This window comes from Streptomyces sp. NPDC002886 (assembly GCF_042888445.1).
Lineage (GTDB): Bacteria > Actinomycetota > Actinomycetes > Streptomycetales > Streptomycetaceae > Streptomyces.
Genome location: NZ_JBIAPV010000002.1, coordinates 1014914 through 1029502, shown reverse-complemented (window position 1 = coordinate 1029502; position 14589 = coordinate 1014914). Strand labels below are relative to the sequence as shown.

Genomic DNA, 14589 nt, shown 5'->3' with positions numbered 1-14589 from the left:
CCCCGTTGCGGTGGTCGCGAGGCCGAACGGGTTTCCCCCGAGGGATGGACGTCAGGCAAGATGGGGTGTATCTGCCCACCCATCGATCTGCCGGACGGTTTCTCTTGGCTGAGTTCATCTACACCATGCGCAAGACGCGCAAGGCGCACGGCGACAAGGTGATTCTTGATGACGTCACCCTGAACTTCCTGCCCGGCGCGAAGATCGGTGTGGTCGGCCCCAACGGCGCCGGTAAGTCCACCGTCCTCAAGATCATGGCGGGGCTGGAGCAGCCGTCCAACGGCGAGGCCTACCTGTCTCCCGGCTTCACGGTCGGCATCCTCATGCAGGAGCCCAAGCTCGACGAGGCCAAGACGGTCCTGGAGAACGTCCAGGACGGCGCGGCCGACATCATGGCCAAGCTGAAGCGCTTCAACGAGGTCGCCGAGGAAATGGCGACCGACTACACCGACGCGCTGCTGGACGAGATGGGCAAGCTCCAGGAAGTCCTGGACCACGCCAACGCCTGGGACCTCGACGCCCAGCTGGAGCAGGCCATGGACGCCCTGGGCTGCCCGCCCGGCGACTGGCCCGTCACCAACCTCTCCGGTGGCGAGAAGCGCCGCGTCGCGCTCTGCAAGCTGCTGATCGAGGCCCCGGACCTGCTCCTCCTCGACGAGCCCACCAACCACCTCGACGCCGAGTCGGTGAACTGGCTGGAGCAGCACCTTTCGCAGTACAAGGGTGCCGTCGTCGCCGTCACCCACGACCGGTACTTCCTGAACAACGTCGCCGAGTGGATCCTCGAGCTCGACCGCGGCCGCGCCCACCCGTACGAGGGCAACTACTCCACCTACCTGGAGAAGAAGGCCACCCGTCTCAAGGTCGAGGGCCGCAAGGACGAGAAGCGCCAGAAGCGCCTCAAGGAAGAGCTCGAGTGGGTGCGGTCGAACGCCAAGGGGCGCCAGACCAAGTCCAAGGCCCGCCTCGCGCGCTACGAGGAGATGGCCGCCGAGGCGGACAAGATGCGGAAGCTGGACTTCGAGGAGATCCAGATCCCGCCGGGCCCGCGTCTGGGCTCGATCGTGGTCGAGGTCAACAACCTCAACAAGGCGTTCGGCGACAAGGTCCTGGTCGACGACCTGTCCTTCACCCTGCCGCGCAACGGCATCGTGGGCATCATCGGCCCGAACGGCGCCGGCAAGACCACGCTCTTCAAGATGCTCCTGGGTCTCGAGGCGCCGGACTCCGGTTCCGTCAAGATCGGCGAGACCGTCAAGATCTCGTACGTCGACCAGAGCCGCGCCAACATCGACCCCAAGAAGTCCCTGTGGGCCGTCGTGTCGGACGAGCTGGACTACATCAACGTCGGCCAGGTCGAGATGCCGTCGCGCGCGTACGTCAGCGCCTTCGGCTTCAAGGGTCCGGACCAGCAGAAGGCCGCCGGCATCCTCTCCGGTGGTGAGCGCAACCGCCTGAACCTGGCGCTGACGCTCAAGGAGGGCGGCAACCTGCTGCTCCTCGACGAGCCCACCAACGACCTCGACGTCGAGACCCTGTCCTCGCTCGAGAACGCGCTCCTCGAATTCCCCGGTGCGGCCGTGGTCATCTCCCACGACCGCTGGTTCCTGGACCGGGTCGCCACGCACATCCTGGCGTACGAGGGCGAGTCCAAGTGGTACTGGTTCGAGGGCAACTTCGAGTCGTACGAGAAGAACAAGGTCGAGCGGCTCGGCGCGGACGCGACCCGTCCGCACCGCGCCACCTACAAGAAGCTCACCCGAGGCTGAGGGCCGAGGAAACGGGCCATGGCCAGACACCACTACCGATGCCCCCTCCGCTGGGCGGACATGGATGCCTTCGGGCACGTCAACAACGTCGTCTTCCTCCGCTATCTGGAGGAGGCGCGGATCGACTTCATGTTCCGCCTCGCGCCGGGGGAGGGCAGTGAGTCCTTCACGGGCGGTTCCGTCGTGGCCCGTCACGAGATCGACTACAAGCTGCCCCTCGTGCACCGCCACGAGCCGGTCCTCATCGAGTCCTGGGTGACCCGGATAGGCGCCGCGTCCCTGACCATCCGCTACGAGGTCAAGGACGAGGCGACCGAGGACGCGCCGGAGACGGTGTACGTGCGCGCCGAGACCGTGGTCGTGCCCTACAACCTCGCCGAGGGGCGGCCCCGCCGCATCACGGCCGAGGAGAAGCTCTTCCTCCAGGAGTACCTGGACGAGCCGAAGGCACAGCCGAAGACCGGTGCCGGCGCCCCTGCCGGAGGCATCGCGGCATGAACGAGCAGCTGCACTTCGCCGACTCCGGGGAGGCGGCGGACCTCGCCGCCTTCCTGGGCCGGCTGGTGCACTACGACCGCGCCGCCGCCGTCCGCCTGCAGGCGCAGGCCGGCGGTGGCGCGCTCGCCGTTTTCGGGCGGCCGCCGTCCTTCGACGTCCTGGCCGTCCGCACGGTGCGGCTCGCCGCGCCGCTCTCCGCTCCGCTCGACCTGACCGTTTCGGCCGGGGAGCTGCTGGAGTCGGTCGACGAGGGCGAGCGGGCCGGAGCCGTCGTCCCGGCGGCCGTCACCGGACCGCCCTGGGCGGGCGTGCTGCCGCCCCGCGGCGGCTGGACCCCGGTGGCCGGGCTGCCCGGCCCCGAGGCGATGGCGAAGGCCCTGGCGGCCGCCGTCGCCGAGTTCCGGGCCCGCGACGAGGCCCTGCCCCCGCAGCACCGGACCCGCTCCGAGCGCGACCGCATCGGCCGCGAGATCTGGTCCCGCACGCTGGGGGACACCGAACTTCCGCTGCGCGCCGTGCACGCCGCGCAGTCCCTGGGCTTCCTGCGGCCGGTACGGTCCACCGTGCCCGCCGCCCCCACCGCGCCTGCCGCGGCAGGAGCCCCCGAGCCCGTGGCCCTGTTCGCTTCCGGCGGCTGGCTGCGGCTGCGCACCCCGTACGGGTCCGTGGCCACGCGCCGCCCCGGCGGCCTCGGCACCCTGCTCGTCCGGCCGGTCTAGCCGGCCACGCCGTACGGGATCCCGCGCGGGGTCCCGTACGGGTCCTCCCCGATCCCGTACGCCCTAGCCCGCGGTGTTGATCATCGACGCGGCGGCGTACGTCAGGTACCGCCACAGCTGCGCCTCGTGCTCGGGCGCGAGGGCGAGCTCGTCCACCGCCACCCGCATGTGGGCCAGCCACGCGTCGTGCGCGGCGGCGTCCACCTGGAACGGCGCGTGCCGCATGCGCAGGCGCGGGTGGCCGCGGTTCTCGCTGTAGGTGTTCGGGCCGCCCCAGTACTGCATCAGGAACAGCGCGAACCGCTCCTCGGCCGGACCGAGGTCCCCCTCCGGGTACATCGGGCGCAGCAGCGGGTCCTCGGCGACCCCCTGGTAGAAGCGGTGGACCAGGCGGCGGAAGGTGTCTTCGCCGCCCACCAGTTCGTAGAAGGTCTGCTCCTGGACCGTGCCCCGCGGAATCTCATTCACCCGACCATCGTCTCAGACGCCCGGACGGAGGACTCCGGCCCTAGGACCCCCGGGTTCGGCCGGGTTCGGCTCCCGACGGCCGCGGCGCGGTCGCACCCGGGCGGCGTCCGCAGGACAGTGGAGGCATGGGCGCACACGCCGAGGTACGCGACGTGCGGGAGACTGCGCACGCCGCCCAGGTACGGGAGCTGACCGCCGCCGGGGCGCTGGAGGATCCGCGCTGGCGGGCGGCCTTCGCCGCCGTGCCCCGGCACGTGTTCGTCCCGTACTACTACACGGGCCGCGGCGCCGGTCACGAGCGGCTCTGGGCCGAGGACCCCGACCCCGAACAGCGGGCCCGCTGGCTGCGCGGGGTCTACACCGACGCCCCGCTCGCCACCCGGCTGCGCGACGGCGAACTGGTCTCCTCCAGCAGCCAGCCCTCGCTGATGGCGAAGATGCTGGAGGCCTTGGACGTCCGCGACGGGGACAGCGTGCTGGAGATCGGCGCCGGCACCGGCTACAACGCGGCCCTGCTGTGCCACCGGCTCGGCGACGGGCTGGTCACCACCGTCGACCTGGACGAGGAGATCACCGAGTCGGCGCGTGCCCACCTGGACCGGCTCGGCTACCACCCGGCGGTCGTCACCGGCGACGGGGCGCGCGGCTGCCCCGCCCGCGCCCCCTTCGACCGGATCCTGGTGACCTGCACGATCCCGCTGATCCCGCCCGCGTGGCTGGGGCAGTGCCGGCCCGGGGCCCGGATCCTGGGCCCCCTGTCGACCGGGCTGATCGCGCTCACGGTGCGGGACGCCGAGTTCGCCGAGGGCCGCTTCCTGCACACCTCGGCCTACTTCGTGCCCCTGCGCGGGGCCACGGCCGCGCCGCCGGGCACGTACGGGATGCCGCAGGGGATCCCGTACGAGCTGGTGGAGAACGAGCGCTTCCAGTTCATGCTCGTGCTCACCTCGGGAGCCCTGCACCCGAGGGAGGCGCTGGACCTGTGGCGGCGCGAGGACCGGCCGTCGCGCGAGCGCTTCGGGGTGACGGTGAGCGCCGCGGGGCAGTGGTGCTGGCTCGACGACCCCCAGGGGCCCTACGTGTGGCCCCTGGGGGAGGCCGTCGGGGAGTCGTAGATCAGGAGCCATAGGTCGGCTATCGACATATGTCGGTGGCCGAGCTATGTTCAGGGTGTGACTGATCAAGCTCTCCGCGAGCCGACCCTGCTGATCCTCACGGCGATCGCCGATGCCCCGCGGCACGGATACGCGATCGCCCAGGAGGTCGAGAAGATTTCGGAAGGCCGCACCACCATGCGCACCGGAACGCTCTACGGGGCCCTGGAGCGGCTCCTGGAACAAGAACTCATCGCCGTCCACGAGGAAGAGGTGGTCGACGGCCGCAGGCGGCGCAGCTACGCCCTCGCCCCGCGCGGCCGGGAGATCCTGGCCGCCGAGGCGGCCCGGCTCGCGCGCACCGCGCAGGAAGCCACCCGGCGGCTGGGGCTCGGCGGCTCCGCCGCCTCCCTCGGCACCGCCCTCCGTACGGGACTCGGCCGCACGGCGGTGGGCACGTGAGCGCGCTGCTGAGGCTGTATCCCGCCGCCTACCGGCGGGAGTTCGGCGACGAGATCGCCTACGCGTACGAGGAAGCCACGAGCGGGGCAGGGGTGCCCGCCCGGGTGCGGGAAGCCGCCGACGTGGCCGGCCACGCCCTGCGCATGCGGCTCGGCCTGGGCTCCGCGGGACGCCCCGGCCGGCTCCTGGCGGCGCTGGCGCCGTTCGCCCTGGTCGCCGTCGGGGCCGCCGCGTCGAGCTGGGCCGGAGTGCTGCACAACGTCTTCCTCATGGTGGACTTCGACGAGATCGGTCCGGGCTTCGCGGGGATGGTCGCGGCCTACCTCGTCATGGTGTTCGGGGTGTTCCTCGCGCTGGCCGGACGCTGGGCGGCGGGCAGCTGGACCGTGCTGGCGGCAACCGTCGTGGTGTTCGCGCTCGGTGCGGTCCGGATGGGCATCGCCTCCATCGGGTTCTCGGCGTTCATCGACGGGCCGATGCTCGTCCTGGCCCTGGTCGCCGTGGCGTGCCCGCCGGACCTGAGGCCCGCTCCCCGTGTCCGCACACGGGCCGGCGTGCTCGCGGTGATGGCGTGGACGCTGGTGCTGACGAGTGCGGTGATGCTGGTCCCGCTGGTGTACCCCTTCACCCAGCTGCGCTTCGCCGTCACGCTGGCCGCCGGACTGCTGCTGGCCGGACGCCGGGCCTTCGCCGGGCTGCGCACCGCGCCGGCCGTCCTGCTCGCGGGTCTGCCGGTCCTGTTCTTCGCCCTCCACCCCGGGACGCTGCTCCCGCTCGCCCTGGCCGGTCTGCTCGTCCTGCTGCTGGTCGCCGCCGCGGTGGTCAGCGTGCGGCGCCGGCGCGGGGCCCGGGACCCGCTGGTCGGCGGCTGAACATCCCCGAACGCGACGAAGCCCTCCGGTATCACCGGAGGGCTTCGTCGCGTTCGGGATCCGTGGCCGCGCGGGGTTAGCCGCGCCGGACGGTGATCGTGGTCCAGGCACCGACGTGGACGCGGTCCCCGTCGGCGAGCGGAACCGGCACGTACGGCTGGATCGACTCCTCGCCGCCGTTGATCGTGGTGCCGTTGGTGGAGTTCTGGTCCACCACGGCCCAGCTGCCGTCCGGCTGCTGGACGAGCACCGCGTGCTGGTGCGAGACGCCCGGGTCCTCCGGGGGCACCGACAGGTCGATGTCGGGGGACTCGCCCGTGGAGGCGCGGCGCCGGCCGATGGTGATCTGGCCGCCGGACAGCGGGAGGTGCTGCTCGGGGGAGTACGCGGGCAGGTCGAGCCCGGACGCCTCGGGGCCGCTGCGCTCCATCATCGCGATGAAGTACGAGCGGTCCGGACCGATCGTCGCGCTCCAGGACCCGCCCGGCTGCTGGTAGGGCTGCTGCTGGTACTGCGGCTGCGGAGCCTGCTGCTGGTGGTGGTGGTGCTGCGGCGGCTGATGCTGCTGCGGCTGGGGCGGCTGGTACTGCCCCGTCCGGGACGGCTGCTGCTGATACTGCGGCGGAGCCTGCTGAGCCTGCGGCTGCTGGTGCGGCTGCTGCTGACGCGGCTGCTGCTGGTGCTGCTGCGGGGGCGGCGGCTGCTGCTGGTACGGGGGCTGCTGGAAGTCCTGGCGCGCCGGAGGCGGCAGCATCCAGTCGTCCTCGCGCTGCAGCGGCTCGGCCGGGCGGTTGACCCGCGAGGGCCGCGAGCCCTGGTAGTCGAAGTGGTCCTGGGAGTACGCCGGCGGGGCCCCGGGCGCGCCCGGAGACGGGGGCGGCGGCGGAGGCAGGTCCGGGGACAGCGGCGTGTACGAGGTCGCCGTACGCGTCAGGAAGTTGTACCGGCACTCTTCGCAGAACGGGGCCATGGCCTCGCGCGGGGTCCGGCACTGCGGGCAGAGCTCGGCCTGTGCGGTCGGCTCGCCGGTGGGAGGGTAGCCGTAGCCGTAGGAGGGCGCCCCGGGGGTGCCCGTAGGGGCAGCCATGCGGTGGCCGCAGACCTCGCACCAGTCGTCGGAGGCGGACTGGTGCCCGTTCGGGCAGGTCGGCATCGCGGCGCTTCCTCCTTCTTCCTGCGTCATCGAGGCAGGTTCTTCTTCTTCGCGTCCGATCAGGTCACGATCGGAGCGTCACGCTTCACGTCAAGATTTTCGCACTCGAACGGTTTGAGTGGAACGCGTTTCTAGTGTCATCTCGTCCGCGTCGGCGACCTTTGCCTTCAGTCGCACAGTACCCGCCGCCGCATCGACGACATCCACCACCTTGGCCAGCAGCTTGGCGGTGTCGGCATTGCCCGAGGAGCTCGCCAGCTGCACGGCCCGGCCGAGCTTGGCCGTGGCACCGCCGACGTCCCCGAGTTTGCGGGCCTCCAGGCCCTGCTGGATGGCCTGTGCGAGCTCGGCCTGTCCGGTGTAGTGGGCCACCTGGGGGTTGATCGCGGTGGACGCGGCGAGATCGTCCGTCCAGACGGCGCGGACCAGGCCCTGGGCGAGTACGGCCGGCTGCTCGCCGGGCGCTCCCGGCATGACCAGGGCGGCGCGGGCGGCGAGCATCTCCTGGCCGACGGCCGCGCCCGGGACCCGTACGCACACGTGGTACTCGCGGGACTCGTCGCCCCAGGAACCCGTCGGGTAGTCCCCGGCGCGCGGGGACGCCTCCGTACGGCGGCCGGTCAGGTCCTGCACGGCGGGAGCGACCTGCTTGACGTACAGGACCTCCGCGCCCACCGGGGTCCACAGGCGCAGTGAGACGTCCGCCACTTCCTTGCCCATGACGTTCTCCATCATGTGCGTGAAGTCGGCCGTCAAGCGGGCCGGGTCGGCCACGATGTCGGCCGTGCCGAGCAGCGCGCTCGCGATGCCGGTGACCTCCTTGACCTCCCAGTCGGTTCCCACGCCGCGGGCGTCACATGTGAAGCGCCCCGCGCAGGCGTCGAGCGTGGCGCGCAGCACGGCCGGGTCCTCGTGCTCGTTGCGGCCGTCGGTGAGCAGGATCCCGTGCCGGATCGCGGCCGTGGACCCGCGCAGCAGGCCGTCGGCGAGGCGCAGCCAGGTGCCGATGGCGGTGCCGCCGCCGGAGGAGAGGCCGCGCAGGGCCTCCTTGGCCTGGGCGCGGGTGGTCGCGTCGGCGATGGCGAGCCGGCCCCGGCGGGGGAACACCTCCTTGGCGACGTGGGTGCCGGCGATCACCGCGAAGGCGGTGCCGTCGCGGAGGGTGTCGACGGCGGCGGCCGTCGCCTCGCGGGCGCCGCGCATCTTGTCGGGCGGGTACTCCATGGAGCCGGAGCAGTCGACCATGATCACCACGGCGGCGCCGCCCGGGGCGACGGCCGTCCGGGTGGCCGTGGCTCCGCCGGTGGAGGTGACCGTGACGATGGCGTGGACGTCGCGGGAGCCCTCGGCGAGGAACTCGTTCTGGTACACCTCCACGCTGAAACGCGGGGCGCTCGGCTTGGCGAAGTTCGCCACTGGTCGCTCCTCCTCGGGGACGGGTACGGGGGTCAGGCCTGGGCCTGCGGGGCGGCCGGGCCGGCGGCGCCCGCAGCGCCCGCGGGCGGGGTCTGCGGGTCCGGCGGGGTCGCCGCGAAGGGGACGATCGCCACGGTGACGTTGTCGTGCCCGCCGCCGTCGAGGGCGTGGCCCACCAGGACCTGCGCACTGTGCAGGGGCCGGACGGCGGCGTCGTGCGGGAGCACCTGCGCCATGTCGCGCGCGGACTCGGCGTAGTTCCACAGCCCGTCGGTGCAGACCACGACCACGCCGTCGTGGTCGGGCTTGAAGGTGGCGGTGTGCGGCTCCAGGTCGTAGGCGTCGGCCCCGAGCCAGCCGGTGATGGCGTGCGCGCGGACGTCGGCGTAGGCCTCGGCCTCGCCCATCAGGCCCGCCGCGACCATCTGGGCGGCCCAGGAGTCGTCCTCGGTGAGGCGGCGGGGCAGGGCGGCGCGGTCGTCGGGGACCCAGTAGGCACGGCTGTCGCCGACCCAGCCGATGGTCAGCAGGCCGCGGCTGACCACGGCGCCGACCAGGGTGCAGGCGGGAGCGTTCTGGGCGCCGGGCACCTCGGGGGCCAGCGCGTTCACGGCGGAGGCGGCGGCCAGGATCGCCTCGTGCATGGCCTCCTGGGGGTGGGCGCCGCGGGGGAGGGCCTCGAGCAGCGCCTCGTTGGCGGCTCCGGCGGCCGCGGCGGAGGCCTCGTCGGGTCGGCTGGCGGAGGAGACGCCGTCGCAGACGATGGCCACGGTCGCGGCGGAGCCGTCGGGCAGCGCGGTGGCCGCCACGGCGAAGGAGTCCTCGTTGCGGTGGTGGCGCAGCCCGCGGTCGCTGACGGCGGCGACGCTCCCGAGCTCCTCCTCGAGGTGGTCCCGCTCCCGGGGCTGCGCGTGCCCGCAGTGCTCGCAGTACCCGTCGGTGTCCACCCGCCCGGCGCGGCAGGCCACACAGGTCTTCCCCCCGGAGTCCCCCTGCGGGGCGGGGGCCTGACCGGCGTGGGGGGCGTCGCCCCCGGGGGCGTGGCCCTGCTGGACCGGTTCGCCGTACGGGACTTCGCCGCCCGCGTGCTGCGCCTGCGCGGCGGGGGCGCCGTACGGGGGCTCGCCCGCGTGCTGCCCCTGCTGAGCGGGACCGCCGTACGGGGCTTCGCCGTCGGCCTGCCCCTGCGGGGCGGGGGCGCCGTACGGGGCTTCGCCCGCGGGGTGCCGACCTTGCGGGGTGGAACTGCCGTACGGGGGCGTGCCCTCGGGGTGCTGCCCCTGGGGGGCCGAGCCGTACGGGGCTTCGCCGCCGGAGGCGTACCCCGGCGAGGGGGGGCCGCCGTACGGGGCTCCGTGCCCCGGGCCCGCGCCGTGCCGGGCTTCGCCGCCGGGGTGCTGCCCCTGCGGGGCGGGGAGGTCGTAGGAGGTGGCGTGCTCTCCCGGGGCCGGGGTGCCGTACACGTCGGAGCCGTCGTACGCGGCCGCGCCCGAGCCGTGCGAAGTGCTGTCGGCCGGGTGCCGGCCCTGAGCGGACGCGGCGTACGGGCCCTCGGGGGCCTGGGGCGCGACGTGGCCGGGGTCGGACCAGCCCGTGGGGCCCGACACCAGGGTGGGGGCGGCGGTGGAGACGCTGCCCCAGCCGGGCGCGGCCTCGGCCGCGTACCCGGGGGCAGCCGGTTCGGCGTGGCCGCCGGAGTGCCGGGGCGCGAAGTCCTCGCCGGACGCCGGGAGTCCGCGCGCGGCCGGGATCCCACTCGCCGGGGTGGCCTGCCCGGCGGCTCCCGCGTGAGCGGTGCCGCCCGCCACCGGCGCAGCCGGAGGCGCGGGGGGCGGGCCCGCCGGGGAGCCCGGCGGGGCCGCGGGCGGGGCCACCGGAGCAGAACCCGCCGGAGCGGCCGGGGCCGCGTGGGCCGGTGCCCGTTCCGGGGCTCCGGCCTCCGCGGCGGCGGTGGTCGTGAGGGCGTAACCGCAGAGGCCGCAGAAGCGGTCACCCTCCTCCAGCGGTTCCGCGCAGCTGGGGCAGCCCGACAGCCGATGCATCGACATCAATCACACCCACGTCCGGGGACGGAAACGGTTTGCCCGCTCCACCAGTTCGATCCTCTCCTCGCCCCGCTGCGCCAGCCGTGCCAGCACGCGGAACGAGCGCTCCAGGCCGAAGCGCAGTCCCCGCTCGTCCAGTTGGCAGCCGAGCAGCGAGGTACGGCCGGGGTCGGAACCCCGGCTGCCCGACAGTACCCAGTCCAGCGCCGAGCCCAGAACTTCCGCCCTGAGCCGCTCGTGGCGCACCGAGTCCAGGCCGAACCGCCCCAGGGCCTCCACCTGCGCCGCGGCCGCCGTCAGATCGGCCAGCAGGGCCTCCTGGGGCGACCGGTCGCGCAGGCGTGCCCGTACGGCGGCCACCCGCGCGGCGGTGTGGTGGATCGACACCTCCGGTACGGATTCCAGCGTGTGCACGGCTCCGTCCCGGTCCCCGGTGGCCAGCTGCACCCGGGCCAGCCCGAACGCCGCGGCGACGAAGCCGGGGTCCGTGGCCCACACCAGCCGGTAGTACTCGGAGGCGTTGTCCAACTGCCCCAGCACCTCCGCGCACAGCCCCAGCGCCAGCTTCGGCGCCGGCTCGCCCGGGAAGGCGTCGTAGATGGCGTCGAAGGACAGGGCCGCCGTCTCGTCCTCCCCGACGGCCAGCGAGGCGATGCCCCTGGCCCACACCACGCGCCAGTCGTCGGGGTGCCGCGCCTCCAGCCGGGTCAGCGCGTCGGCGACGAGCGGCGCGTCGGCGCCGCCCAGTTCGAGCCGGGCCCGCAGCTCCCGCAGCCGCAGCTCCGCGGATTCGGCCGGCGCCGAGCCCAGCGCGGCCAGCAGGTCGGCCGGCGCGGAGGCCAGCAGGCCCGCCAGGAAGCCGGCGTTGGGGTCGGCGGCGTCGACCAGCGGCACGGGCAGCGCCAGCGCGGCCTCGCGGGTGTCCAGCGTGGACAGCTCCGGCCGCCGCGGGGCGGTGATCCCGACGGGGGGCAGCGGCTCGGCCGGCGGTGCCTGGCGCGGGGCCGGTACGCCCGGACCGGCGGCCCGGTGCGTCGCGGTGGTGACCAGCCCGGTCGTGCCGTACCCCGTGATGGGCGCCGCGGCCGGAGCGGCCGGCGCCCCCGCGGGCAGGGCGGCGGCGGGAGCCGGAGCCCGCGCGGGCTCCGGGACGGCGGCCGGAGCCGGGACCCGGCCCGCCCGCCACCGCTTCACGGGCCGCTCGCCCAGCCGGGACACGTGCCCGCCGGTCCGGTCGTCGGTGAACAGCCGGTCGTCCGGTACCCGCAGTTCGGGCCCGAAGAGGGTGGAGACCTGCGGCCGCGGGCGGCCCGTCTGGAGCGCGACGACCTCGCGCAGCACCCCCGTCAGCTGGTCGGCCATTTCCTGCGCGGACGCGAACCGCCGTCCCGGATCCGGGTCGGTGGCCCGTACCAGCAGCCGGTAGAAGGACTCGTACCGCCCGAACACCTCGATGTGCCGCGGGTCGGGCAGGGAGTCCACGAACACGTTCGTGTAGCCCTGGAAGTCGAAGGTCAGCACGGCCAGCGTGCGCGCCACCGTGTACAGGTCGGAGGCGACCGACGGGCCGAGCTCCGCCACCTCCGGCGCCTGGTAGCCCACGGTGCCGTAGATGGCCGACTCCTCGTCGTCCATCCGCCGGACCGCGCCCATGTCGATCAGCTTCAGCTGGTCGGCCTGCTGGATGGCGTTGTCGACCTTGAAGTCGCAGTACAGGAGGTTCCTGGAGTGCAGGTGGCCGAGCGCCTCCAGCGCCTCGATGCCGTAGGCGCACGCCTGCTCCACCGGCAGCGGATCGCGGCGGCCGTCGGGCCTGCGCCGCTCGTTGGCGATCTCCTTGAGCGATTTGCCGCCGACGTACTCCATGACGATGTACCCGTCCAGCGAACCGGTCCGCTGGTCCAGGTGCTCCACGAAGTTGTAGATCCGCACGATGTTGGAGTGCTCGATCTCCGCGAGGAAGCGCCGCTCCGAGATCGCGGCTTCCATCGCGTCCTGGTCCCCGGTGTCCAGCAGGCCCTTGAGCACCACCCACCGGTCCGACACGGCCCGGTCCACCGCGAGGTAGACCCAGCCGAGCCCGCCGTGCGCGAGACAGCCCGCGACCTCGTACTGGCCGTGGACGAGGTCGCCCGCGCGCAGCTTGGGCACGAAGGAGTACGGGTGACCGCACTTGGTACAGAAACCTTCCGTCCGCCCCGGCCGCTCGCCGCGGGCGCGCCCCACGGGAGCCCCGCAGTCGGAGCGCGAGCAGAACCTCTTGCGCTCCGGGACCTCCGGGTTCTCCAGCACCGCCTCCGAAGGATCCGGACGGGGCACCTCCGGCACGTTGACCAGCCCGGCGCCCAGCCGGCTGCGGCCCGAAGCCGAGGCCGCCGAGCCCGAACTGCGCACCGACACCGACCGGGTGGACGCGGCTCCCGAGAGGGCGCGGGAGAGCCGGCCGGACACGGAGCGCCGAGACGACGACGAACGCGACGAACGCGAAGCCCGCGAGGAGGAGGAAGAGGAGGACCGGCCGGACCCGTGCGAGCCCTGGGATCCGTGCGACCCCTGCGAGTCCCCGTGGCGGGCGGCGCTCGTCATCGCCGTCGGCACCGACACCAGTTCCTCGGCGCCCGCGGCGACGGCGCCGGCCGGGGCCAGCCCGCAGGTGTCGCAGTAGAGCTCGCCGCCGCCCATGTCCTCGTACGTCCCCGGGCAGCCGGGGCGCATGCACGCCGTTCCGATCAGACTCACGCGTCCCCCTCCCTCGGCCCGTCGGGCCACTCGTGCACCGGTCGGTGCTCCTGCCGGTCCTGCTGATCCTGCCGGTCCTGCGGCGACGGCAGTGCTTCGGCCGTCGCCCACTGGTAGCGGAGCACCGCCTGCTCGGCGGCCCGCAGATCGCATGGCGCGCTCCACAGCATCCGCCGGGCGGTGTCGTACCGCTCCATCAGCAGTGGATCCTCCGCCATGCCGAGCCGCGCCACCTTCGCCTTGTAGGCGTCGAGCCGTCCGCGCAGCTCCGCCCGCACGGCCAGGGGAGCCGTCACCGCGGTCAACGATTCGCGGGCCCGCAGCAGTTCCTCCTCGGCCCGCTCCTCCAAGGACTCCAGCAGCGGCGACAGCCGGTGCCACTGGGCCCGGCGCCGGTACTCGGCCGCCGCCGACAGCTGCTCCTGCAGCGCCGTCGGCGGGCCGCTCACCGCGGGCACCTCGGACGCCGCGATCTTCGCCAGCACCTCGCCGCGGGCCACCCGGGCCTCCGCCAGGGTCCGGTCGGCCCGCGAGAGCAGGTCCCGCAACCCGATCAGCCGCTGCTCGGCGTCCTGCCGGACGGCCAGCACCGCCTCGACCTCCCGGCGTACGTCCTCCAGCGCGAGCGCGGCCCGGTCGTAGCGCCCGGTGTCAGGACGGCCGCCCCCCGGCGCGGAGCTCCCGGCCACGGAGAACCAGAACGCCAGCGGGTCCTCGATCACCCGGGCCCGCAGGTCCGCCAGCTCGGCCGTGATGGCCTCCAGGTCGTCCCCCGAGGGGTGTTCCCCCGGCCGGACCCCCACCGAGTGGGCGAGGCCGCGGGTGCGGTGCAGCTCGGCGGAGAGCAGATCGATCCGGGCGGGCAGCGCCGACCAGACGGAGTCCGCGGCGACCACCACGTCCAGGGAGCTCGCGTACAGCTCGTTCATGCGGGACACCAGCTCGGCCAGGGAGAACCGCTCGGCGAGCGGGGCCCCCTCCACGGCGGCTCCGGAGATCAGCACCCCGGGCCCGCGCAGCCGGTCCGTCAGCTCGACCAGGTCCTCGCGGCTCGGCCAGCGGCGCCGCTCACGGATCTCCCGGGCGGCGCCCAGCGCCCCGCTGTAGGCGTCGAAGTAGCGCCACAGGCGGGTGATGGCCGCGTCGGCCTCGGCCCAGCGCTCCTTGGTGACCCCGGTCAGCCCGGCGCCCTCCAGGAGCCGTCGGCCGGAGTGGTCCTGGAGCGCGAGCAGCGAGGTCTCGACGGCCTCGTGCTCCGCGCCCAGCCGGGCCAGCGCACGGTCCACGCCGTCCCGGTCCATCACCGCCGGCTGCGTCCCCACAGGCTGCGTTCCCCAAGGATGGGCCTCCACCG

At 74.0% G+C, this 14589-nt stretch carries 12 protein-coding genes; 6 read left to right on the top strand and 6 right to left on the bottom strand.

Annotated features, from left to right (window positions below; genetic code table 11):
* Positions 1-104 precede the first annotated feature (104 nt).
* Genes ettA through ACFYYB_RS10860 form a run of 3 tightly spaced genes read left to right on the top strand, consistent with a single transcriptional unit; the run spans position 105 to position 2986 of the window.
* A complete protein-coding gene (ettA, locus tag ACFYYB_RS10870) occupies positions 105-1769 on the top strand; it encodes an energy-dependent translational throttle protein EttA (protein ID WP_389434588.1) in 1665 nt (554 codons plus the stop codon).
* Between the two features lie 18 nt (positions 1770-1787).
* Positions 1788-2267, top strand: a complete 480-nt coding sequence (locus ACFYYB_RS10865) for an acyl-CoA thioesterase (protein ID WP_389434587.1) — start codon at positions 1788-1790, stop codon at positions 2265-2267.
* The gene (locus tag ACFYYB_RS10860; RefSeq protein WP_389434586.1) at positions 2264-2986 is read left to right on the top strand and encodes a hypothetical protein; all 723 of its coding nucleotides are present in this window, start codon (positions 2264-2266) and stop codon (positions 2984-2986) included. The genes ACFYYB_RS10865 and ACFYYB_RS10860 overlap by 4 nt, the downstream gene beginning before the upstream one ends.
* 63 nt (positions 2987-3049) lie before the next feature.
* On the opposite strand, the gene ACFYYB_RS10855 is transcribed toward ACFYYB_RS10860, so the two are convergent.
* A complete protein-coding gene (locus ACFYYB_RS10855; RefSeq protein ID WP_243334938.1) occupies positions 3050-3454 on the bottom strand; it encodes a globin in 405 nt (134 codons plus the stop codon).
* A gap of 125 nt (positions 3455-3579) precedes the next feature.
* Between ACFYYB_RS10855 and ACFYYB_RS10850 the strand changes: the two genes are divergently transcribed.
* The 3 genes from ACFYYB_RS10850 to ACFYYB_RS10840 are packed head-to-tail and all read left to right on the top strand — an operon-like array spanning position 3580 to position 5882.
* Positions 3580-4569, top strand: a complete 990-nt coding sequence (locus ACFYYB_RS10850) for a methyltransferase domain-containing protein (RefSeq protein ID WP_389434585.1) — start codon at positions 3580-3582, stop codon at positions 4567-4569.
* Between the two features lie 57 nt (positions 4570-4626).
* Entirely contained in the window at positions 4627-5010 is a 384-nt protein-coding gene (locus ACFYYB_RS10845; protein WP_389434584.1) for a PadR family transcriptional regulator, read from the top strand.
* Positions 5007-5882 (top strand): hypothetical protein, encoded by an 876-nt coding sequence (locus ACFYYB_RS10840; protein ID WP_389434583.1) that lies wholly within the window; start codon positions 5007-5009, stop codon positions 5880-5882. Before ACFYYB_RS10845 ends, ACFYYB_RS10840 begins: the two co-directional genes overlap by 4 nt.
* Positions 5883-5958: 76 nt before the next feature.
* On the opposite strand, the gene ACFYYB_RS10835 is transcribed toward ACFYYB_RS10840, so the two are convergent.
* From ACFYYB_RS10835 to ACFYYB_RS10815, 5 genes are all read right to left on the bottom strand, one after another.
* Positions 5959-7065, bottom strand: a complete 1107-nt coding sequence (locus ACFYYB_RS10835; RefSeq protein ID WP_389434581.1) for an FHA domain-containing protein — start codon at positions 7063-7065, stop codon at positions 5959-5961.
* A gap of 60 nt (positions 7066-7125) precedes the next feature.
* Positions 7126-8451, bottom strand: coding sequence for a VWA domain-containing protein (locus ACFYYB_RS10830; protein WP_389434580.1), 1326 nt, complete (start codon positions 8449-8451; stop codon positions 7126-7128).
* A 32-nt stretch (positions 8452-8483) separates the two neighbouring features.
* The gene (locus ACFYYB_RS10825; protein ID WP_389434991.1) at positions 8484-9914 is read right to left on the bottom strand and encodes a protein phosphatase 2C domain-containing protein; all 1431 of its coding nucleotides are present in this window, start codon (positions 9912-9914) and stop codon (positions 8484-8486) included.
* Between the two features lie 588 nt (positions 9915-10502).
* Positions 10503-13226 carry a tetratricopeptide repeat protein gene (locus tag ACFYYB_RS10820; RefSeq protein ID WP_389434990.1) on the bottom strand — a complete coding sequence of 908 codons (2724 nt, stop codon included), beginning with the start codon at positions 13224-13226 and terminating at the stop codon, positions 10503-10505.
* A 5-nt stretch (positions 13227-13231) separates the two neighbouring features.
* Positions 13232-14536 carry a hypothetical protein gene (locus ACFYYB_RS10815; RefSeq protein WP_389434989.1) on the bottom strand — a complete coding sequence of 435 codons (1305 nt, stop codon included), beginning with the start codon at positions 14534-14536 and terminating at the stop codon, positions 13232-13234.
* Between the last annotated feature and the right edge of the window lie 53 nt (positions 14537-14589).

Excerpts from the sequence above, each read along its gene's own strand:
- ACFYYB_RS10865 (WP_389434587.1), top strand. The coding sequence starts at position 1,788 with ATGGCCAGACACCACTACCGATGCCCCCTCCGCTGGGCGGACATGGAT.
- ACFYYB_RS10860 (WP_389434586.1), top strand. The coding sequence starts at position 2,264 with ATGAACGAGCAGCTGCACTTCGCCGACTCCGGGGAGGCGGCGGACCTC.
- ACFYYB_RS10850 (WP_389434585.1), top strand. The coding sequence starts at position 3,580 with ATGGGCGCACACGCCGAGGTACGCGACGTGCGGGAGACTGCGCACGCC.
- ACFYYB_RS10835 (WP_389434581.1), bottom strand. The coding sequence starts at position 7,065 with ATGACGCAGGAAGAAGGAGGAAGCGCCGCGATGCCGACCTGCCCGAAC.
- ACFYYB_RS10815 (WP_389434989.1), bottom strand. The coding sequence starts at position 14,536 with ATGGACCGGGACGGCGTGGACCGTGCGCTGGCCCGGCTGGGCGCGGAG.